The following is a 19,200-nucleotide window of genomic DNA, read 5'->3' on the forward strand; positions in this document are numbered from 1 at the left end:
CCCATATTGGAGGAAAGAAGATGCAGGACGAAAAAATTATCGAGTTAACAACAGAACGGCAATGGATAGCGGCTTTTCCGGTGATGAACCAGTTACGTACAGAATTATCGGAAGAGCATTATTTATCACTACTTCATGAAATGAGAAAAGAAGGTTATCAGCTTTTTGCGCTATTTGCAGGAGAAACGATTGTCTCGCTAGCAGGTGTTAGTTTGCGCTATAATTTTTACAATAAAAAACACGTTTTTGTTTATGATTTGATAACCGATGCGGACCAAAGATCTCATGGTTATGGAGAAAAGTTGTTACAATATATCCACCAATGGGGGAAGGAAAATGGTGCCGAGCTAGTTGCTTTAGAATCAGGGCTGCAAAGAAAAGGTGCCCATCGATTTTATAAGGAAAAGCTAGATTATGAGATAACTAGCTACTCATTTAGAAAAAAATTATAAGTAGAAAAACCGCTAGCAAAAACAAATATGGTAAAAATAACCAAAAGACTTGAAGATTCAAGTCTTTTTTTTATGTCCACTTAATACAATGATTAATGGAATTTATATGTAAAGGGGAGTGACAACTACATGAAAGTAATAAGCTGGTATATCACTTTCTGTCTTGCAATCTCCATTAGTGCAGGGTGTACCTATGACACACTAGATGAAGCAATAGAAAAAGGAATACCGTATGAAGCTAGAGAAATTATTCATAAAGAAATTATTGATGAAGTTGCCATTGTTTTATATACGACAGAGCCGAAAACAAAGAGATGGGCAAAAGTAAACAAACGAATGTTAGCCGTTGCTTTTTTTGAAAAGGACGGAAATGAATGGCGAAATGTCGGGCCAAACAGATGGGACTACTATGAAGATGAGGCAATGAATGCTTATCTGCAACGTTTTCATGCATATGATAGGCATGGAAATAGAAAACTTGATCTTGACGTCGTTTATGGAGAAGTAAATAGTGAGCAAATCAGTGTTGTAGATGCATCTGCGGATGAACAAGAAGACTTTAATAAACTACCAATCATAGAAACGGAAACGGGACGATATTTTTTTTATGTCGGAAAGAAAAAAGTCGTAAGAGCTATTGCTAAAAATGGCACGATATTAAGTGAACGAATACTTGGAGCAACGGAAAATGAATCCTTAAATCCGGCAATTCCTAAATAGCGTACTTGGAGAAAAATGTCATTATTTTATCGTTTCATTTAGGATTGCCACTTCCTATTTCTTCTAGCAAGTTATGTTAAAATTAGGTAATAGAATGCTAGGTAATATTATTGGAGGTGCTATATTGACGCTTATCTTATTTTTAGTTTTTTATGTAGTTGTATTGCCCATCTCCACTTTAATCCATGAAATAGGACATGCTCTCGGAATACTATTAACTACGAAGGAAAGGGCAGTCATATATTTAGGGCCGAGCGATGCGAAAAATACAGAAAACTTTCATTTAGGTAGAATGCACTTTCATATTAAATGGTCGATTTTTGGCTCTTGTAAATATAAAGAGATAACAAAAAAATTAACAGCATTCCAACAAATAGTTGTAGCAATTGGAGGCCCATTCATGTCACTATGTTTGGTTCTATTATTTACTTCATTAGCTAAGGTTCCGACAAATGAAGTAATCGCGCAATATCTTCAAGCAATTGCATTTGCAAACCTCTTCATTTTTATTTCTACTGCAATACCAATAAAATATCCAAAATGGATGTCTCATTATGGAGGCATGCCTTCGGACGGTTATCGTGTAGTATTGGCGCTTAGAAAATAAAAGAATAGTGAGTGTGAACATTAGATGAACGTGATTTCAAATAAACAACTATCACAAACAACATTGGAAAACTTTTTTACAACACATTGGGGAAGCCCAGAGATGGTGATTTCGAGTGGTACCTATGACTGCTCTAAATTAGAGGGCTTTGCTAAGTTAAATAACGAAAATGAAATCATTGGCTTAATAACGTTTATTATTAAGAAAAATAGTTGTGAAATTATTTCGTTAGATAGTTTAGAAGAAGGAAAAGGTATCGGTACCTCCTTACTAAAACAAGTAGAACAATTTGCTAGAGGGAGAAAATGTTACGTTATAAAACTTGTAACGACAAATGATAACTTACATGCCCTGAAGTTTTACCAAAAAAGAGGATACCAATTAGTAACAATCCATAAGAATGCCGTTGTAAAGGCTAGGGAAATCAAGCCACAAATTCCGCTAATAGGAAATGATGGTATTCCGATAAGAGATGAAATTGAACTAGAGAAAAAATTAGATTGATGACAGGAGATGAGTAAATGAAAACAGCACTAGTATTTGGAGGCACTCGTTTTTTCGGAGTGAATTTAGTAAACGCATTAATAAAACAAGGAGTAAAAGTAACAATAGCAACTAGAGGTGAAACACCAGACGATTTCGGTGATAAGGTCGAACGTCTAATGGTCGATCGCTTTAATGACAAGTCAGTAAATGAAGCAGTTGAAGGTAGGAATTGGGATGTCGTCTTTGATCAACTCTGTTTTTCTTCCGAAGATGCCAAAATTACAGTGGCTGCTTTAACGGGAAAAATTAAACGATATATTTTTACTTCAACAATGTCCGTGTATCCTTTTAAAGCTGGTATGAAGGAAGAGGACTTTAATCCATATACATATGAGTTGAAAATGGTTCGCAGAGAAGATGTCGATTACCAAGAAGGCAAGCGTCAAGCAGAAGCGTACTTTTTCCAGAAAGCATCATTTCCGGTTGTGGCTGTTCGCATTCCGATTGTAATGGGAGAAGAAGATTACACGAAGCGCTTACTACATTATGTAACTAGTATTAAAGAGGGGAAAGAAGTTTATCTCCCTAATCCAGAAGCGAAAATGTGCTTTATTCACCAAAAAGAAGCGGGAGATTTCCTCGCTTGGACAGCAACTCAAGATTTCACAGGCCCTATTAATGCTTGTGCAACTGGAGAAATCACGATGCAAAAGCTAATGGAGGAAATCGCTAAACAAACAGGAAAAGAAGTAAAAATAGTAACTGATCAAGAAATGGAATCTCCATATGGACTTAAGACATCATGGTCAATTACGAATGAAAAGGCGCAAAAGCTAGGTTATCCTTTCACTAAATTAAATGATTGGCTTCCACAATTACTGTTAAATCTTCAACAAAAGGAGAGTTAAAATGAAAAGTCCGATATTGAACGAAGTAGGAGCGATTTTTATACCAGTTAAAAATATTGAAAAGGCACGAGACTGGTACTGTGAGATGTTAGGTTTACCAGTAGAAGGAGAAGTACAGTTTGGTCATATATATGTTTTGCCAATGGAAGGGCCAAATATTGTTTTAGATAGTAAAATTTATTCAGAAGAAAAAGTTTTCCAAGTTCCAATGTTTCATTTTAATACGGAAGACATTGAAGCAGCATATACGTACATGAAGGAAAAGGGTGTCGAGCTAACATCGGCAATTGAACATCAGCACTATTTCACCTATAAAGACCCTGATGGAAATCATCTCATGGTTTGTAAGTGTTAGGTTGATAGATGAGTATCAATCAATTACCAAACTTTAAGATTAAGAAAGAAGGGCCAATTTCTTATCAATTTTTAAAGTTAAAAATAACGAGCTTCCATGAGGCAATGAACTTTGTACAAAAGCTCCCGTATGGTCGAAATAAAGTTCGTTCTAACTACATGTTAGTTTTAGAAGAGATGCAAGGGACTTGCAGTACAAAGCATGCGCTTCTTAAAGCACTATGTATCGAACAAGGCTATGAAGAAATAAAATTAATGACTGGTATTTATGAAATGAATGGAGAGAACACACCAGGTGTTGGCGATGTTCTCAAGGAAGCTGGATTATCAGTCATTCCAGAGGCGCATTGTTACTTGCTATATAAGGGAAATAGATATGATATTACTAGAAATGTAGTAAGTGAACCTATTGAACCATTTTTAGTTGAAATGGAAATTCAACCTGAGCAAATTGGTGAATATAAGGTAACCGTTCATAAGGACTATATGCATAAGTGGATAAAGAAAAATCACATCGGATTAAGCTTTCGTGAGTTATGGACGATTAGAGAGAATTGTATAAAAGCATTATCAAATAACGAAAGCCAAAGAGATTAATTTAAATCTCAATGGCTTTCGTTTTCCATTTCAAATATCTATTTTTTCTTATGGTAATTCTCTTCTTGATCACAGTAGTAATGGAATGCCTCTTTTAGAAACTCCGATAAACCCTCTTTGTGCTTATCGATATTTTTCGTGAAGCGAGGGTCATTTACAAATAATATAAAAAGCGATCTTCTTTATGAAGTATCGCTTATTTTCACAATTATTTATTCTTCCTTTGCTTCCTCATCAGCTGTTACGCCATTTAATTTTTCAGAAATGTCTTTTAAAGTGCAATGATTTGCTACATTCCCTTTATGAGTGACAACTAGCTAAACTTATTCATTAATATGGTGAATGCTCCTCCAAGTTTTGATTATACGGAAAGTATGTTTCAGAAAGATATTCGTAAAATTTTCATAAAAATACAAGCTCATATAGTACGAGTTCAGAGTAGCTTTTAAGCTACTCTCTTCTATTAATACCGTTGTTTGTAAATAGTAGTATGTCTTTGTAACCTTGAATTTTTAAGTACTGATTTATTGTGGAATTCATAGATTAATAAAGTGGACTTAATAGTTAGAAGTTCTGCTATTATAACTATCCAATTTAGGTAAGGGAGGTAGGAAATGTTGGTTTTCCGTTTTTCAATTTTTAAGAAAATCATCTTGAAAGTATTTATTGTTTTGTTATTATTAACCGGACAAAGCGCCATCGCGCATGCTAAAACTGCTGATGGAATAGTAGAAAAAACAGAAAGCATTATTTTTAAAACCCAAAACCAAAAGGTGTGGGAAAATGACTTGCATGAAGCGATTCCACTTGTTTATGAGTCTTTTTATGAAGAAGGCTTCATAGAAGATGATGCAGAAAATTTCACAGGTTATTATTATGGTAAAATCGGGGGAGGGGCTAGCGGGGAGTTTGGTGTTACGGCACACCTCAACTTTGATGCTGGAAAAGTTGATATTACGTATCCAATTGACGTTAAGTTAACGATTCCTGAAGAAGCCAAGTACAAACCTGGTGAAACGTTTACCATTGACTCTTCATGGGAAATAGCAGATGGTTGGGCAATGACAGCAACAGGCCCAAAAGGATCCGCTTACATTGACATGAACTTTGCCTTAAAAGCATGGGCATATTATAAAGTGAGAGATCCAGTTTTCTTTCCGGATTATAAAGAAGGTGCCCTTTTTCCTACGATTGATATAGCAGATCGGTTTGATATAACGCCGACGGTTACTGATGAAACGAACGAAAACTTTTCCCTCGACAAACCGGAACTTGATATAGAAAGTACGATTAAATTTCCTAATATGGAGTTAAATTCATCCAATGTCCGAGTGGAAGATAAAAAATTAGTGGCCTCAACTTCGGATTCTTTTTTCGAGTTCTTTATAGAATTTGATAAAAAGATTATACGGACACCAGATGAAGTAGACGAATTTCTTGAGGACCTTTTAGATTTCTTGGATGTTGATATTGATTACACCATCTTTAATGCCATTTTAGATAATGAAGCGAAAGTAGATCAAAATGTTGTATTTGACCCTAGAATTATGATTACTTTACCATTTTCTGTCCCAGTAAACTATACAGAATTAAATGCTGATGGTTCAATTGTAAAGAATGAGACATCTCAATTTGTTCGTTTTCAACTAGGGAATTCCGTTGAAATTGAAATTCCTGATGTAAATTTGGAAAACTTTTCTGTTTATCCGACCTATAACCTTTCAAACCATTTTTCCAATAGCACGATAATGAGTGTGAATAACGATATTACTTTTGAGGCACTTTCTCTTGATATGGATATGCCAGTAATTCCGACTTTATATTTACCACCAGTGGTGTACGGAGATTTTAATGCCACTTTGTCTACTTCTGTATATGACAATACATGGTCTTTAAATGGATTTAATACACAAACTGGTAACCTTTTAGAGTTTGGTTTGATTGATAAAACCCCACCAGTAATCCGTTATCTTAATAATCAGCGGACCTATATGGTCGATGAACATATAGATATTAAGTGTGATGTGACGGATAATCTTTCCGGGGTAGAAAGTCATACGTGTGAAGATATTAACGCCGATGCTTATACGTTTGCGTTAGGGGAGCACACTTTTTCTTCTGAAGCTATTGATGAGGCAGGAAATACTGCTTCAAATGATACATCGTTTACTGTGGATGTAGATATTCCGAGCCTAATTAATTTAACGAAACGATTTGTAGAGGAAAAAGGGGTACAAAACGAACTTGTTAAAAAATTAGAAAATGCAACACATGCGTTTGAGAGAGAGAAGGATAGACAAGGATTTATTTTGTTAACTGCTTTTCACAAACAGCTGTATGCTCTAAATGATAAATGGATCTCAGATGAACACCGAATTATTTTGAGGAATTATACTTTCATCAGTTTCAGAGAGCTTTTGCTGGAAAGGGGCAAGAGTCTCCAAAGATGGGTAGCCATACACGCAGGAGCAACGGAAGAAGAGGCTGAGGAAAAGGTACGTACAATATGGGAGAATCGTGATGAGCGTTACTCAGAAATTAGTACAGAAGAAAGTTATAAACAGCGCAAAATTAAAATGTCCTATATCGGTGAGTAAAAAATGCTCGGAAGTTTTCCGAGCATTTTGCTGTTTATTAATAAGTCAACGCTTGCGCGATAACCCATCCAAGAGATAAAGAAAGCATGAGGACGAATGTTCCAACTGCCACGTTGTTATCATCAATTGCTTTTGTAATCGAAGGCATGTGTGCAAGCATTACTGTAATACCTTCTAAAAGTAAGAAAAGAATTATTTGCGCTAAAATACCAATTACGCCCCAAACGATCATATCCATTAAGGAAATACTGTTCGCAGCCGCAGCTCCAAGTACAAATGCTAAACCGAAAAGACGTCCACCAATTGATAATGCTGCCGCTACATTCCCCTCAGCAATAAGCTTGAATTCTCTATTTTTCGTCGTTAATTCAAATAAAATAAGTCCAACGATTAAAAGTAAAACGAGTACACCTGTATAAGCTAAAAAGTTAGGTAATGTTGATAAAAATTCCTTCATTCCATTCGCTCCTTTTTTAATGTTATTTTTTAATGCCGATCGGTAAGTAGTAACTTAAGTTGTCGGTAATTTGGGCACCAACACGATATCCGATGCTACTTGGTTTACCGTTAAGTAAAAACGAACCAATCATTAGGTGGCCTACTTGCTCACCTTTTTCACTCATAAACGTAGTTTTAGGTAAATCAATGTATTTTTGATAAATCGCTAAGTATTCGGTATATGATTTATTTGCATCTTCCAGCACTTTCTTGCCATTTTCATACACTTCAACAGTGTCACCTTCCCTGCCAAAACAAGGCTTTTTCACATATTTTTCACCACGTGCTAAAAAAGCATCAGCCTCTAAATAAGTTGGTAAAAAGAATTGCTGAATCCATTGATGCTCTTCCTCGGTAAAAAATGGTGATTGTTCTTCATGAAGCCCCCAAACAACAGCTTGCACAGCTTTCGATTGTAGTAGAAAAGCGGAAGGAGGATTTACAATGGCTAGTTTCTTTTGTTCAACAAGTTGCATTAACAAACTGCCGACATTTTCTCCAGTATTAGGGTCCTTATCCTCAATCATGTTTTCAATTGGGAACGTCTGCCGATATAAGACGTCAATTTTATTTCCAAGATGATCAAACAGACCTTCGTTTTCTACTATTTTCAACTCATGCAAGGGAACATAAGATGATGGAACTTCGCTTAAAGCTTGCAAATATTGCACGGTATATTTATCTTCTTCTGAATCTGCATGGGAAGTAAAAACGACAGAAGGAAATTCATCTTTGCCAAGATATGAGTATGCCTCAAAAATAGCATGTTGAACGGCTTTTGCTAGCTGATTTTCCATGCCTTCATTTGGATTAGGCGAGCCCAACTCCTGACATACTAACCCGTTAATATGAAATAATTCTTTAATAAATGTTGGTGTGTCGGAATTAATTTCAAGAACCTTGATCCCATTTTCCGTTTTAACTAAATCAAGCCTAGAAATAACTGTCTCTGTTTGCATCGTTTTTAATCGAATAAATGAGAGTGTTTCTTTTGGAAACCCCATTTGCAATAACGTTTCATCATCAAGCGTTCGTAATAAATGGGCCGTTTTGAGAAAGATGTGTGAAATTTTCTGTGACGCGAGAAGTATATCTTGCTGCTCTTTGCTACTAATTTTCTTTATGTCATAAAGGCTATACTCTTGACCATACATGTCGGGCCAGTAGTTTTCTACTTTCGCATAGAAGGCTTTCCGTTTTTCAGAATATGTTTGTAGAGATAGTCGCTTATCCATTATTTCTATTATCCACCGTATGATTTACTGCCACTACCGAAACCACCTTTAAAACTTGAGGAAGAACGGTATGATTGGTACCCTTTATTTGCTTTTAATGACGACTTTGTTTTGAATGCTTTACCTGCAAAAAAGAAGTAACCAAAATGTGGTGAATCAGGGTCATCACATTCCCAAACGCCTTCTTCATCTTCCCAATCCCAATCACCACATTCATAATCTTCTGGAACTGGCGGAAGGTCTGCATAATTATCACCACATGCAGCGAGGGAAGATAAAACTAGGGCTGATGTGCTAACGCCAGCTAAAAGCTTTTTCGTTTTCTTCAAATGAGTGTCCTCCTTTTTTAGTACTCTAAGTATTCTTTTTTATGTTATCTTTATCTTAACTATACCATGATTTTCCTAAAAATAGTCAGTCAAATCATTTTCAATGGAGGATGAAAGATGCATTATAAACAGAGAAAAATACAGGAGCTTGTCTATTTTATTAAGACTGGTAGTGGGGAAGATGATTTTGAAGAGTTTTACCGATTCCCAGCCTCAACTACGATGCGAGAAGAGATGTTAGCCAAACAATTATGTACGTATCTTGTACTCGAAGGAAAGCAGTTTCGTTTACTTTATAATGAAATGAATGGGGAAGAGGAGTACCTTGTTCTTGAAGATGAAGGAATGGCAAAGCGCTATATGGAAGAAGCGCAATATGATGGTAAAGAAATCGTCATTGAGTTTCGCCAATTTAAGCCGTATGGAGATTGTCCCGTAAAACAGCGATTGAAAGTGATGACACATCTCGACGTATTGGAATTTTTAACGAAAGATATTGTGGATATTCCGGATATTGGACAGCGAGAAGTTGATAGCACGGAAGTTGACTCTGATCGTAAATGTTATGTTATTTATTTTAAGGAAGCATAAAAAGAAGCTAAGTGGATGGTGCATATGTAGCACTTTTCACTTAGCTTTAATATTTTTTTGTGACATTAAAACTAGAGGTTACTGTTTTTCTCGCAACTTCATCTTTATGTTTAATTAGCAATTTGTATTCTTCACTTTCGTTCACTTCATAAAATTCAACTTGGGTTGTAAGTTCTTCACCAGCCTTTAATACCTTTATGCCTTTATGCTCACTATCATAGCCGTTTAATAACCCTGCCGTTTTCGCTTTATTACCATTACTGTCATACAGTTCAAACCCAGGATGTGCGAGCCAGCCGAATTCTATATCATTTTCTGTTACATTTTCATAGGTCACATTGACAATTAGCTTGTCTTCCTCTTTATCTGCGTAATTTATCGTGATTTTTACCTCTCCATTATTGTCACCTAGTAAGTTTACAACCTCATGAGTAAGGTCACCCGAAACTTTATAATTCCCTTTAGATTCAAAAAGTGAACAACCTAAAGTTGCTAGAAATAGTGAAATAATAAAAATGAAGACTAAAATCCTTTTCATATCCATACCCCCTCATAAGAAGTGTATGATACAAGCTGTTATTTAAGACTATAGTCTTAGAAAGTCTCGCGTTTGTGCGAGGCTTTTTACGTAGAAAAGTTCGTAGTATCTATTGAGGCTTTGATTGAGGAACATGTATATACTATAAGTAACAATTAAGATATCTAAAAAGGAGAAAATAAAATGAAAATTTTAGTTATAAACGGAACGCCAAGAAAATATGGACGTACGCGGATCGCGGCTAATTATATTGTGGAAAAATATGAAACAGATTATGTGGATCTAGCTACTTTTGACCTTCCATTATTTAATGGAGAGGAAGCTCAAGGAGAATTATCGGCTGTAAAAGAACTTCGTAAATTGGCAATGGAAGCAGATGCATTTGTGTTAACTTCACCGGAATATCATAACGGGATGAGTGGCGCGTTAAAAAATGCACTCGACTTTCTTGGAGGAAAACAGTTCAAACATAAGCCTACGGCATTACTTGCAGTTGCCGGTGGTGGAAAAGGTGGAATGAATGCGTTGCAAAACATGCGTATCGTTATGCGAGGTGTATACGCCAACACGATTCCAAAACAATTAATTTTAGATCCTCCTGGGTTCAATGCTGAAACGAAAACGTTAAATGAGAAAAGTAAAGAGCAAGTCGATAGCTTAATGCAAGAACTAATCATGTATACAAAAGCGTACATTCAAGTCATTAAACCACAAATGGGAGAACAATAAGTACTTCCTTAATAACAGGTCATTAGGTCTGTTATTTTTTAGATTTTTAAAGGATTTTGAAAATTGTTATTGATTAATAAAATATAGTGAGTGTATGGGGGGAAAGTCGTGAAAAAACTAGTTTATTATTTTTTGTTTTCTATCCTTTTGATAGCGAGTCTCATTGGCTGTATGCAACAAGAGCCAAAAGAGGGTGAAAAGATGCAGTTATTTAAAATGGAAGTACAGTTAGCGAAAGAAGATGGAGAATATGAAGAGGTAGTAATCATTGATGATGAAGACTCTTTGGAATTGTTACGTGATGCTTTTGAGAAAGTAGTATGGCACCTGAATGTAGAACCTGAGATGGCAAGAAATGAAGATGTTAAGGCTAATCTTTATTATAGATATGATGAAAGTGAACCTGAACTTTTAAAAATAACGTATAAAATATGGTTTAACAAGGACGGTTCAGCATCAATCATTAATGAAATAAATGGAGATTACGGTACGATAGAAGAAGCAGATGTTATTCGTGAATATATAGTCAAGTAAATAACTGAATCTTTATAACTAAAAACAGACTAGAAGTATGAATCACTTCAAAAGAAATAATAAGACGTAGGATGACATTTCCTACGTTTTTTCTTTTGTCTTTGCCCTAAGCAAAAGATCTTTGGTATCTTAGTAAAGGAAGAGTCACCTTGGAGGTGAAAGTGTTGAGTAAAGTAACAAAAGAAGAAGTAAGACATGTCGCTCATTTAGCGCGCTTACAAATGGATGAGAAGGAAATAGAAAAATACGAGAAACATTTAGCGGATATCTTAACATATGTTGACCGACTAAATGAATTAAATACAGAAAATGTTAAGCCAACTACCCACGTCCTTGATTTACAAAATGTTTTACGTTCGGATCAGGAGGAACAATCGTTTACGCAGGAGACAGCTTTAGAAAATGCTCCAGCTCATAAAGAAGGAAAAATTGTCGTGCCAAGTGTTATGAAAAAATAACGGAGATGAGGGAGTTCATGTCTCTATTTGATTTATCTATTAAAGAGATACATAAAAGACTGAAAGAAAGACAAGTTAGTGTAAAAGATTTAGTACAAGCTTCCATCGATCGAATTGAAGAAGTCGATCATAACATTCATGCTTTCTTAACAATAAATGAAGAAAAAGCGTTAAAAGAAGCAGACATATTAGATGAAGCGAATGATGCTGAAAAAGGCTTACTATATGGTCTTCCAGTTGGGTTAAAAGACAACATCATTACAGCAGGGACGAAAACAACGAGTGGGTCACAAATGTTAAAAGATTATTCGCCAGCCTTTGATGCAACAGTAGTAACACGTTTAACAAACGCCGGGGCAATTACGATTGGTAAGTGCAATATGGACGAGTTTGCCATGGGGTCATCAAATGAAAACTCAAGCTTCTTTCCAACGAAAAATCCGTGGGATACAAAAAGGGTAGCTGGAGGATCTAGCGGTGGTCCAGCAGCGGCAGTCGCAGCAAAAGAAGTTTTTTTCGCACTTGGCTCAGACACTGGAGGTTCCGTTCGTCAGCCGTCAGCCTTTTGTGGAGTTGTCGGACTAAAACCTACTTATGGACTCGTCTCTCGTTTTGGCTTAGTCGCATTTGCTTCATCACTTGATCAAATCGGCCCGATTACAAAATCAGTCGAAGATAATGCCTACGTTCTTCAAGCAATCGCAGGACACGACAATATGGATACGACGTCTGCGAAAATTGCTGTACCGAATTATCTATCTTCTTTACAGGGTGATATTCGCGGGCTGAAAATTGCTGTTCCAAAAGAATTCCTTGGCGAAGGAGTGGATGAAGGAGTACGTCAGCGTATTCATGAGGCGTTAGCGACGTTAGAAAAACTTGGGGCAACATGGGAAGAAGTGTCCATGCCACATGTCAGCTACGCAGTTGCCGCGTACTACATTTTGTCATCAGCCGAGGCATCAGCTAACCTTGCACGCTATGACGGGATTCGTTATGGAAGACGCTCACCTCATGCAACAACATTAGAAGAGGCATACAAGTTTTCCCGAAGTGAAGGGTTTGGTGATGAAGTCAAACGCCGTATCATGCTCGGGACGTATGCGTTAAGTGCTGGTCACTATGAAAATTACTATGAAAAAGCGCAAAAGGTTCGCACGCTTATTAAAGAGGACTTTGAAAACATTTTAACTACATACGATGTCATTATTGGACCAACTGCGCCGACAACAGCATTCAAACTTGGAGAAAAGACAAAAGATCCGCTAACGATGTACGCGAATGACTTGCTGACGATTCCAGTCAATCTAGCAGGAAATCCGGCGATCTCAATTCCATGTGGCTTCAGTGAAGGGCTACCAGTTGGTATGCAAATGATCGGCAAGCCTTTTGCAGAAACAACGCTCTACAAAGTCGCACATGTATATGAACAAGCTACAAATTATCATAAAGAAAAGCCGAAGCTATAAAGGGGGAGCAACATGACATTTGAAACCGTTATTGGCTTAGAAGTACATGTCGAACTAAAAACGAAAAGTAAAATGTTTTGCAGCTGCCCGGTAGCTTTTGGCGCAATAGCGAATACAAATACTTGTCCAATTTGTTTAGGGCATCCTGGGACGCTTCCGACAGTGAATAAACAAGCCATAGATTATGCGATGCGAGCTGGTTTAGCATTGAACTGTACTATTGCCCAGGAAACAAAGTTTGATCGCAAAAACTACTTTTATCCGGACAATCCGAAAGCTTATCAAATTTCGCAATATGACAAACCGATTGCTGAAAATGGCTACCTTGACATAGAAGTAAATGGCGAGAAAAAGCGGATTGGCATTACGAGATTACATATGGAAGAAGATGCAGGCAAGCTGATCCATACTGAAAGCGAAACACTCGTAGATTTTAATCGAGCAGGAACGCCTTTAATCGAAATTGTCTCTGAACCAGATATGCGCTCGCCAGAAGAAGCGTATGCCTATTTAGAAAAATTGAAGTCGATATTACAATTTACAGGAGTCTCTGATTGTAAAATGGAACAAGGGTCACTTCGCTGTGATGCAAACATCTCCCTTCGAGAACATGGTGGAACAACATTTGGCACAAAAATAGAGTTGAAAAACTTAAACTCATTTCATCATGTCAAAAAAGCATTAGTATATGAACAAAATCGTCAGGCGGAAATCTTACGCTCAGGGAAAAGACTCCAACAAGAAACAAGAAGATATAATGAAGCGACAGACGAAACGGTGCTCATGCGAATAAAAGAGGGAGCGGATGATTACCGATATTTCCGGGAGCCTGATCTTGGGCGGATTTTCATTGACGAACTCTGGCTGAATCAAATTCAAGAACAGCTACCAGAGCTTCCTGAAAGTCGCAAGAAGCGATACATCAATGAGCTAAAACTATCTCCTTATGACGCTGAAATGTTGACGCTATCAAAAGATATCTCCGACTTTTTTGAACAGATACTTTCATTTGAAGTCACACCAAAGCAAGCGGCGAATTGGCTCATGGGGGAAGTTTCCGCATATTTAAATAATCACCAATTAGACTTAGCGCAGACGAAATTAACGCCTGAAAATTTAGCTGCTCTCATCTTGCTTATAGAAGATGGAACAATCTCTAGCAAAATTGCAAAAGAGATCTTGCCAGAAGTGATTGGAAAAGGCAAAAATCCTATGCAGGTTGTGCAGGAAAAAGGACTAGTACAAATCAATGATGAAAATCAACTGCGCGAAATAGTCTTGCACGTCCTACATGAAAATGAGCAATCAATCATAGACTTTAATAATGGGAAAGATCGAGCTTTAGGCTATCTTGTCGGACAAGTAATGAAGCAAACAAAAGGGAAAGCAAACCCACCTTTAGTAAATCAAATGATCATAAGTGAAATAGAGAAAACAAACCATACATCCTAGTTTGCGAAGCGGACATAACGCTTTTCTTTTTCGAAAAAACAAGCTATGATGTTAAATAGTGGAATATTCTTAGAGAGGATGGTTGGGATTATGATCAAACGCGCAAGATTAATCTATAATCCTACATCAGGGCGTGAACAAATAAAAAGGCAATTACCTTATATATTAGAGCGATTAGAGAAAGCTGGATATGAGGCGTCATGCCACGCAACAACTGGTGAAGGCGACGCAATAAATGCTGCACGAACTGCTGTTAAAAGAAAATATGAACTCGTCATTGCTGCTGGTGGTGACGGAACGATAAATGAAGTTGTACACGGATTAGCAGAACAAGAATACAGACCAAACTTAGGGATTATCCCTGTAGGAACGACAAATGACTTTGCAAGAGCGATTGAAGTTCCTAGGATCATTGAAAAAGCTTGTGATGTAATTTGTGATGGTCATCAAATGCCAATCGATATCGGAAAAGTGAATGAGCATTATTTCATTAACATTGCTGGTGGCGGAAAACTTACAGAGTTAACCTATGAAGTTCCTAGCAAACTGAAAACAATGCTTGGTCAACTTGCATATTATTTAAAAGGAATGGAAATGCTTCCGTTCTTAAAGCCGACGAATGTACGTATTCAATATGATAAAGAAGTTTTCGAAGGCGAAATTATGCTCTTTTTAGTAGCTAACACAAACTCTGTCGGTGGCTTTGAAAAGCTTGCTCCTAGTGCTGATATGAGTGATGGCTTTTTCGACTTAATCATTTTGAAAAAGACGAACTTAGCGGAATTTATCCGTATTGCAACGCTAGCTGTCAGAGGCGAGCATATTAACGATAAAAACATCATTTATACGAAAGCGCGCCGAATTAATGTAGAAGTAGATGAAAAAATGCAATTAAACATGGATGGTGAGTACGGAGGAATGCTCCCAGGAGAATTTTTAAACCTACACCGTCATTTAAATGTTTTTGTGCCTGAGCATATTGCGAAAAAGAAATACGAATAATAAAAGAAGAGGCTGGGACACAAGTGCCAGCCTCTTTTTCGTTCATATAGTATTTGTAGTGTAAAAATTTTTTATTTGCTTGGTATTATTTCAATTAATTGATTTGTTAGTTCTTCAGAAACTAGATATACAGTATGAGTATCAGTAGTCTGCATTATCATGCTTTTCCTACCTTCTTCCCCTACCCAAAGGTGGTAGGCCTCTTTATCTCCGTTTTCATAAAATACTTGAAACGTATAATCAGGGCTTGATACATCAACAATACCAGGCTGTTTAGCAGCAGTCGTAATAACTTCCTTAAATAAGGAAAGTGTATCAGCTTCCTCATATGTAGCAAGGAAATCATCGTTCACTTGTCCAAAGCCAGACGCCTTTGCAAGAGTGACTTTAATCAATTCATTCCCTTTTTCTTGTTGGCACCCTATAAGAGATAATAATAGAACGAGTGAAAGTAGTAACAATACTATTTTTTTCATAGAAACAGCTCCTAAGATTTTGATTTTCCTATTAAACGTCTATCTATTATTAAATGTTTCAGAAGTAGACCAACTCGAGAAAATTTAAATTAATAGGTCGTTTTTAATTTAATGTACGTGTCAACTAGAGCAAACGCTTCGCGGGTTAGATAATGCCATAACATGTAAGACTCGGTGCCAATAGCATAAGCTTTCAAGTCGAATTCTTTACTAATCATTAAAGCACGAACGGTGTGAAATTCGTTTGTTATGATTAAAACAGTTGGATTTTTTAGTTGCACATCTTCTTTAATAACTTTTTTTGAAAACTTAATGTTCTCGATTGTTGATGTCGATTTATCTTCTTTATAAATGCGAGCTGGATCAATTCCTCGTTCTTCTAAATATCTTCGCATCGCTTCAGCTTCGGTAATGTCTTCTCCTGGGCCTTGACCACCTGAAACAACGACAGGGACACCTTCATTTTTCTCTAAAAATTTTAATGCTTCGTCTAAACGGTAGCGTAATGTAAGGGGGATATGTTCACCATGAAGCCCAGCCCCTAGGACAATGACTGCGTCAATTTCCTCATCTTCAAATGTATCGAGATTTTTCATATTATAAATAACATACGCCTCAACAATAATAAACAGCAAGATTAATAGAGAAGCACTATAATATCCAAAGCGAAAAAGGTAAAGATAGAGCTTTTTCCCTGTTTTTTTGAACGCCCTCTTCAAATCTATTAAAAAGAGGACTCCAAAAATTACGAGAGCGCCAAAGTATAAAATGAAAAGCCCCCCAGATAAAAAAAGAATAATAAATAATGCCAAACCAATCCAGACACTAATAAAATGTTTAAATATATTAATGTTGTTTTCCATTACGTCACCTATTCTATGTATTTTAGTATGAAAAATTTAATGAAAAGTAAGTATTAACTAAGGCAAAAGACTCAAATATAATATTACCTACGATATTATAGGAATCACTTTGGTGTACATATCCATTTATCCCTAACTTTGAACAAACTAGTATTGTTCGAGCAGTATGGTAGTCGCTAGTAACAAATAGTATCGTCGGGTTTTCTTTCTGTAGTTTCTCTTTAATTATTGTAGTTGCTGATTTAATGTTCTTTATTGTAGAAGTGGCTTTATGTGTAGTGAGAATCCGAGCGGAGTCAACGCCACGCTCTATTAAATAATGCTTCATATCATCTTTATTTGATAAGTAATGCATGGTATCGAGTTCAGAGGAAACAATGACTGGAATACTAGTATTTTCACGTGAGATTTCAATTGCTTCATCCAAGCGGTCTTCTAGTGTAAATACAGTGATATCGTAATGTAGACCTGTACTTAGTACAACGACTGCATCTATTTCGCTAACATCATATGAATCAGTGTTGTATGCGTAATAAAAAATAATATTGCTAACTAAAGTGAAGCAAGATAAAAGCAATAAATAACTAATGATGAAAAACTTTTTTATTAAAAGCTTTTTTCCGTTTTTAAGACTTTCTTTATATTCAAAAAAAACAAAGACCATCGAAATTAACATAATACTAGTAAACAAGTAAAAAGAATCAAAATGTACAGTTGCGAGAAAGCCGATAGAAATACCTAATGAAATTAAAAATTTAGGAACCTTTATTATAGTATCCTTGTCCACTAAACCACCTACAAAATCTTACTTATTTTTATTGTTATTTTACCATATTTTTCATGTAGACTGACGGGAATTAATTCTAATTCCCTGCATTTTTTCTTTTATATATCTGGATATGGTACAATCATGACAGCAATTTTAAGCGTAAAGGGCGGTAAACATGACATTAGAAAAAAATCAAACAGTTGAATTAACGATAGAAGACTTAACACATGATGGCGCAGGTGTCGGCAAGATCGATGGCTTTCCTTTATTTATTAAAGGAGCATTACCTGGAGAACGCATCGATGCGAAAATAATTAAGCTGAAGAAGAATTACGGTTTCGCAAGACTTGTTCGTGTGTATGTAGAAAGCAAACATCGCGTCGAAGCACCTTGTCCAATTTATAAACAATGTGGCGGCTGCCAATTGCAACACCTTTCATATGAAGGGCAATTAGAAGCGAAATATAACCAAGTCGAAAGTGTGCTTCAGCGTATTGGCCATTTGGATAACGTAAAAATACATCCTGTTTTAGGAATGAATGATCCTTGGAACTACCGAAATAAAGCACAAGTACCTGTAGGTGAAGAAGAAGGCGGACTAGTAGCAGGTTTCTATCAGCAACGTTCACACAGTATCGTTAATATGGACGAATGTATGATCCAACAAGAAGTAAATGATCAAGTTGTGCAAACCGTAAAGCGTATTGCTGAAAAATATGGCGTTCGTGCCTATGATGAGCAAAAACATCGCGGAACACTTCGTCACATTATGGTCCGCTATGGACAAGTTTCCAAAGAAGTGATGGTCGTCTTTGTAACGAAGCAAAGTGAAATTCCACATCGTGAAGAAATCATTGAGGAAATTGTTGCAGAAATCCCGAATGTGAAGTCGATTGTGCAAAACATTAATCCGAAGAAGACAAACGTCGTCTTTGGTGATAAAACGACTGTGCTTTGGGGCGAAGAGTACATTTATGACTCGATCGGTGATATTAAATTTGCGATTTCAGCTCGTTCGTTCTACCAAGTAAACCCTGAACAAACGAAAGTCCTTTATGATAAAGCATTAGAATATGCAGACCTCAATGGAAGTGAAACAGTGATTGATGCATATTGTGGCATCGGAACAATCTCACTATTTTTAGCGCAAAAAGCGAAGCGTGTTTATGGTGTCGAAATCGTCCCAGAAGCGATTGATGATGCGAAAAGAAATGCGAAGCTAAATGGTGTTGAAAATGTGGACTTTGCAGTAGGCGAAGCGGAAAAAGTAATCCCATGGTGGAAAGCGCAAGGCATTGAAGCAGATGTCATCGTCGTAGACCCACCGCGCAAAGGCTGTGACGAAACGTTACTGCAAACAATTATTGAAATGAAACCGAAGCGTGTCGTGTACGTTTCATGTAACCCAGCAACACTAGCGCGCGACCTGAAAATCTTAGAAGAAGGCGGTTTCGAAACGAAGGAAGTCCAACCAGTAGACATGTTCCCGCATACGACGCATTGTGAAGCAGTTGCGAGAATAGAACTTAAATAGGA

The 19,200-nt window shown here is 36.7% G+C and carries 24 protein-coding genes; 16 read left to right on the forward strand and 8 right to left on the reverse strand.

Annotated elements, in window-relative coordinates:
• Positions 1 to 20 precede the first annotated feature (20 nt).
• The 7 genes from CIB95_RS08725 (at position 21) to CIB95_RS08755 (ending at position 4,124) form a co-directional block, all read left to right on the forward strand.
• Complete coding sequence (locus CIB95_RS08725; protein WP_094924292.1) at positions 21 to 452, forward strand: GNAT family N-acetyltransferase; 432 nt, start codon at positions 21 to 23, stop codon at positions 450 to 452.
• Between the two features lie 129 nt (positions 453 to 581).
• Positions 582 to 1,172: a hypothetical protein gene (locus tag CIB95_RS08730; RefSeq protein WP_094924294.1), complete on the forward strand. Its 591-nt coding sequence runs from the start codon at positions 582 to 584 to the stop codon at positions 1,170 to 1,172.
• Positions 1,173 to 1,296: 124 nt separating this feature from the next.
• Positions 1,297 to 1,779, forward strand: coding sequence for a hypothetical protein (locus CIB95_RS08735; protein ID WP_094924295.1), 483 nt, complete (start codon positions 1,297 to 1,299; stop codon positions 1,777 to 1,779).
• Positions 1,780 to 1,803: 24 nt separating this feature from the next.
• Positions 1,804 to 2,283: a GNAT family N-acetyltransferase gene (locus CIB95_RS08740; RefSeq protein ID WP_094924297.1), complete on the forward strand. Its 480-nt coding sequence runs from the start codon at positions 1,804 to 1,806 to the stop codon at positions 2,281 to 2,283.
• 17 nt (positions 2,284 to 2,300) lie between these two features.
• Positions 2,301 to 3,173, forward strand: a complete 873-nt coding sequence (locus CIB95_RS08745) for an NAD-dependent epimerase/dehydratase family protein (RefSeq protein WP_094924298.1) — start codon at positions 2,301 to 2,303, stop codon at positions 3,171 to 3,173.
• A 1-nt stretch (position 3,174) separates the two neighbouring features.
• Positions 3,175 to 3,528: a VOC family protein gene (locus tag CIB95_RS08750; RefSeq protein ID WP_094924300.1), complete on the forward strand. Its 354-nt coding sequence runs from the start codon at positions 3,175 to 3,177 to the stop codon at positions 3,526 to 3,528.
• Positions 3,529 to 3,536: 8 nt separating this feature from the next.
• Complete coding sequence (locus tag CIB95_RS08755) at positions 3,537 to 4,124, forward strand: hypothetical protein (protein WP_094924302.1); 588 nt, start codon at positions 3,537 to 3,539, stop codon at positions 4,122 to 4,124.
• 38 nt (positions 4,125 to 4,162) lie between these two features.
• Here CIB95_RS08755 and CIB95_RS16510 read toward each other — a convergent pair whose 3' ends face one another.
• Positions 4,163 to 4,291, reverse strand: a complete 129-nt coding sequence (locus CIB95_RS16510; RefSeq protein WP_094924745.1) for a TipAS antibiotic-recognition domain-containing protein — start codon at positions 4,289 to 4,291, stop codon at positions 4,163 to 4,165.
• Positions 4,292 to 4,738: 447 nt separating this feature from the next.
• Between CIB95_RS16510 and CIB95_RS08765 the strand changes: the two genes are divergently transcribed.
• On the forward strand, positions 4,739 to 6,721 hold the full coding sequence (locus tag CIB95_RS08765; RefSeq protein ID WP_094924303.1) for a DUF6807 domain-containing protein: 1,983 nt from the start codon (positions 4,739 to 4,741) through the stop codon (positions 6,719 to 6,721).
• Positions 6,722 to 6,758: 37 nt separating this feature from the next.
• Here CIB95_RS08765 and CIB95_RS08770 read toward each other — a convergent pair whose 3' ends face one another.
• Genes CIB95_RS08770 through CIB95_RS08780 form a run of 3 tightly spaced genes read right to left on the reverse strand, consistent with a single transcriptional unit; the run spans position 6,759 to position 8,783 of the window.
• Complete coding sequence (locus tag CIB95_RS08770; protein ID WP_094924306.1) at positions 6,759 to 7,178, reverse strand: DUF350 domain-containing protein; 420 nt, start codon at positions 7,176 to 7,178, stop codon at positions 6,759 to 6,761.
• A gap of 22 nt (positions 7,179 to 7,200) precedes the next feature.
• Entirely contained in the window at positions 7,201 to 8,454 is a 1,254-nt protein-coding gene (locus CIB95_RS08775; protein ID WP_094924308.1) for a glutathionylspermidine synthase family protein, read from the reverse strand.
• Between the two features lie 8 nt (positions 8,455 to 8,462).
• Positions 8,463 to 8,783, reverse strand: coding sequence for an aminotransferase yhxA (locus CIB95_RS08780; RefSeq protein ID WP_094924310.1), 321 nt, complete (start codon positions 8,781 to 8,783; stop codon positions 8,463 to 8,465).
• A gap of 117 nt (positions 8,784 to 8,900) precedes the next feature.
• Between CIB95_RS08780 and CIB95_RS08785 the strand changes: the two genes are divergently transcribed.
• The gene (locus CIB95_RS08785) at positions 8,901 to 9,374 is read left to right on the forward strand and encodes a hypothetical protein (protein WP_094924312.1); all 474 of its coding nucleotides are present in this window, start codon (positions 8,901 to 8,903) and stop codon (positions 9,372 to 9,374) included.
• Positions 9,375 to 9,420: 46 nt separating this feature from the next.
• Here the strand turns inward: CIB95_RS08785 and CIB95_RS08790 are convergent, their stop codons facing one another.
• Positions 9,421 to 9,912, reverse strand: coding sequence for a hypothetical protein (locus CIB95_RS08790; RefSeq protein WP_094924314.1), 492 nt, complete (start codon positions 9,910 to 9,912; stop codon positions 9,421 to 9,423).
• Positions 9,913 to 10,095: 183 nt separating this feature from the next.
• On the opposite strand from CIB95_RS08790, the gene CIB95_RS08795 reads away from it, so the two are divergent.
• The 6 genes from CIB95_RS08795 (at position 10,096) to CIB95_RS08820 (ending at position 15,556) form a co-directional block, all read left to right on the forward strand.
• On the forward strand, positions 10,096 to 10,641 hold the full coding sequence (locus CIB95_RS08795) for an NADPH-dependent FMN reductase (RefSeq protein ID WP_094924316.1): 546 nt from the start codon (positions 10,096 to 10,098) through the stop codon (positions 10,639 to 10,641).
• 108 nt (positions 10,642 to 10,749) lie between these two features.
• A complete protein-coding gene (locus tag CIB95_RS08800; protein WP_094924318.1) occupies positions 10,750 to 11,175 on the forward strand; it encodes a hypothetical protein in 426 nt (141 codons plus the stop codon).
• A 164-nt stretch (positions 11,176 to 11,339) separates the two neighbouring features.
• Complete coding sequence (gatC, locus tag CIB95_RS08805) at positions 11,340 to 11,633, forward strand: Asp-tRNA(Asn)/Glu-tRNA(Gln) amidotransferase subunit GatC (RefSeq protein WP_094924320.1); 294 nt, start codon at positions 11,340 to 11,342, stop codon at positions 11,631 to 11,633.
• Positions 11,634 to 11,650: 17 nt separating this feature from the next.
• The gene (gene gatA, locus CIB95_RS08810) at positions 11,651 to 13,102 is read left to right on the forward strand and encodes an Asp-tRNA(Asn)/Glu-tRNA(Gln) amidotransferase subunit GatA (RefSeq protein ID WP_094924321.1); all 1,452 of its coding nucleotides are present in this window, start codon (positions 11,651 to 11,653) and stop codon (positions 13,100 to 13,102) included.
• Between the two features lie 12 nt (positions 13,103 to 13,114).
• A complete protein-coding gene (gene gatB / locus CIB95_RS08815) occupies positions 13,115 to 14,554 on the forward strand; it encodes an Asp-tRNA(Asn)/Glu-tRNA(Gln) amidotransferase subunit GatB (RefSeq protein WP_094924323.1) in 1,440 nt (479 codons plus the stop codon).
• A gap of 93 nt (positions 14,555 to 14,647) precedes the next feature.
• Positions 14,648 to 15,556 (forward strand): diacylglycerol kinase, encoded by a 909-nt coding sequence (locus CIB95_RS08820; RefSeq protein WP_094924747.1) that lies wholly within the window; start codon positions 14,648 to 14,650, stop codon positions 15,554 to 15,556.
• 71 nt (positions 15,557 to 15,627) lie between these two features.
• Here the strand turns inward: CIB95_RS08820 and CIB95_RS08825 are convergent, their stop codons facing one another.
• The 3 genes from CIB95_RS08825 to CIB95_RS08835 form a co-directional block, all read right to left on the reverse strand.
• Positions 15,628 to 16,032 (reverse strand): hypothetical protein, encoded by a 405-nt coding sequence (locus CIB95_RS08825; RefSeq protein WP_094924324.1) that lies wholly within the window; start codon positions 16,030 to 16,032, stop codon positions 15,628 to 15,630.
• An 89-nt stretch (positions 16,033 to 16,121) separates the two neighbouring features.
• The gene (locus CIB95_RS08830; protein WP_094924326.1) at positions 16,122 to 16,895 is read right to left on the reverse strand and encodes a YdcF family protein; all 774 of its coding nucleotides are present in this window, start codon (positions 16,893 to 16,895) and stop codon (positions 16,122 to 16,124) included.
• A 22-nt stretch (positions 16,896 to 16,917) separates the two neighbouring features.
• Positions 16,918 to 17,682: a YdcF family protein gene (locus CIB95_RS08835; protein ID WP_094924327.1), complete on the reverse strand. Its 765-nt coding sequence runs from the start codon at positions 17,680 to 17,682 to the stop codon at positions 16,918 to 16,920.
• Between the two features lie 157 nt (positions 17,683 to 17,839).
• Here CIB95_RS08835 and rlmD point away from each other — a divergent pair, with 157 nt between their 5' ends.
• On the forward strand, positions 17,840 to 19,198 hold the full coding sequence (gene rlmD, locus CIB95_RS08840; protein ID WP_094924329.1) for a 23S rRNA (uracil(1939)-C(5))-methyltransferase RlmD: 1,359 nt from the start codon (positions 17,840 to 17,842) through the stop codon (positions 19,196 to 19,198).
• Positions 19,199 to 19,200: the final 2 nt, after the last annotated feature.

It is taken from the genome of Lottiidibacillus patelloidae, assembly GCF_002262935.1.
Taxonomy (GTDB): Bacteria; Bacillota; Bacilli; order Bacillales; family SA5d-4; genus Lottiidibacillus; species Lottiidibacillus patelloidae.

Bases quoted from the DNA above. Each gene is read 5' to 3' on its own strand.
- CIB95_RS08725 (WP_094924292.1), top strand. From the start codon at position 21: ATGCAGGACGAAAAAATTATCGAGTTAACAACAGAACGGCAATGGATA.
- CIB95_RS08730 (WP_094924294.1), top strand. From the start codon at position 582: ATGAAAGTAATAAGCTGGTATATCACTTTCTGTCTTGCAATCTCCATT.
- CIB95_RS08740 (WP_094924297.1), top strand. From the start codon at position 1,804: ATGAACGTGATTTCAAATAAACAACTATCACAAACAACATTGGAAAAC.
- CIB95_RS08745 (WP_094924298.1), top strand. From the start codon at position 2,301: ATGAAAACAGCACTAGTATTTGGAGGCACTCGTTTTTTCGGAGTGAAT.
- CIB95_RS08750 (WP_094924300.1), top strand. From the start codon at position 3,175: ATGAAAAGTCCGATATTGAACGAAGTAGGAGCGATTTTTATACCAGTT.
- CIB95_RS08755 (WP_094924302.1), top strand. From the start codon at position 3,537: ATGAGTATCAATCAATTACCAAACTTTAAGATTAAGAAAGAAGGGCCA.
- CIB95_RS08765 (WP_094924303.1), top strand. From the start codon at position 4,739: ATGTTGGTTTTCCGTTTTTCAATTTTTAAGAAAATCATCTTGAAAGTA.
- CIB95_RS08770 (WP_094924306.1), bottom strand. From the start codon at position 7,178: ATGAAGGAATTTTTATCAACATTACCTAACTTTTTAGCTTATACAGGT.
- CIB95_RS08775 (WP_094924308.1), bottom strand. From the start codon at position 8,454: ATGGATAAGCGACTATCTCTACAAACATATTCTGAAAAACGGAAAGCC.
- CIB95_RS08785 (WP_094924312.1), top strand. From the start codon at position 8,901: ATGCATTATAAACAGAGAAAAATACAGGAGCTTGTCTATTTTATTAAG.
- CIB95_RS08790 (WP_094924314.1), bottom strand. From the start codon at position 9,912: ATGAAAAGGATTTTAGTCTTCATTTTTATTATTTCACTATTTCTAGCA.
- CIB95_RS08795 (WP_094924316.1), top strand. From the start codon at position 10,096: ATGAAAATTTTAGTTATAAACGGAACGCCAAGAAAATATGGACGTACG.
- gatA (WP_094924321.1), top strand. From the start codon at position 11,651: ATGTCTCTATTTGATTTATCTATTAAAGAGATACATAAAAGACTGAAA.
- gatB (WP_094924323.1), top strand. From the start codon at position 13,115: ATGACATTTGAAACCGTTATTGGCTTAGAAGTACATGTCGAACTAAAA.
- CIB95_RS08825 (WP_094924324.1), bottom strand. From the start codon at position 16,032: ATGAAAAAAATAGTATTGTTACTACTTTCACTCGTTCTATTATTATCT.
- CIB95_RS08830 (WP_094924326.1), bottom strand. From the start codon at position 16,895: ATGGAAAACAACATTAATATATTTAAACATTTTATTAGTGTCTGGATT.
- rlmD (WP_094924329.1), top strand. From the start codon at position 17,840: ATGACATTAGAAAAAAATCAAACAGTTGAATTAACGATAGAAGACTTA.